Origin of the sequence: Phaeodactylibacter luteus, assembly GCF_007993045.1 — a bacterium.
In the GTDB taxonomy this organism is placed as follows: domain Bacteria; phylum Bacteroidota; class Bacteroidia; order Chitinophagales; family Saprospiraceae; genus Phaeodactylibacter; species Phaeodactylibacter luteus.
The window spans coordinates 1-331 of the sequence record NZ_VOOR01000240.1; the positions used below are offsets into that span (position 1 = coordinate 1).

The window sequence follows — 331 nt, forward strand, 5'->3', positions numbered from 1 at the left end:
GGAAAGGTGGCGGAAAACGAAGAGCCACTTGTCGAACTGGGTGTTCAGCTGAGCTTGAGTTTTCCGGAACTTGGGCAGCTCGATATAGATGAACTTGAGCTTGTCGTAGAAGACCCTGCACAGCTGGTCTTTGAGCTCGACGAGGTGCAGGAGCTGTTTTTCGTTTTTGTGGTCGTCGAAGATGAAGTCGAGGATGCCGACGGTATAGACGGGCTGAAGGCGGTAGTCCCAATCGCCTTTTTGGGCCTGCTCTTGAATGGGGAAGGAGGCATAATAGATGCTGCGGTCTCGGAAGAAGTTCTGCCGAGCTTTTTGGAGCTCGACGATAAAG

Annotated in this window: 1 protein-coding gene; it reads right to left on the reverse strand. The window is 52.3% G+C overall.

Annotated elements, in window-relative coordinates; all coding sequences use genetic code 11:
• A partial coding sequence (locus FRY97_RS22140; protein ID WP_211356968.1) for a PD-(D/E)XK nuclease family transposase occupies positions 1 to 331 on the reverse strand: 331 nt, incomplete at both ends.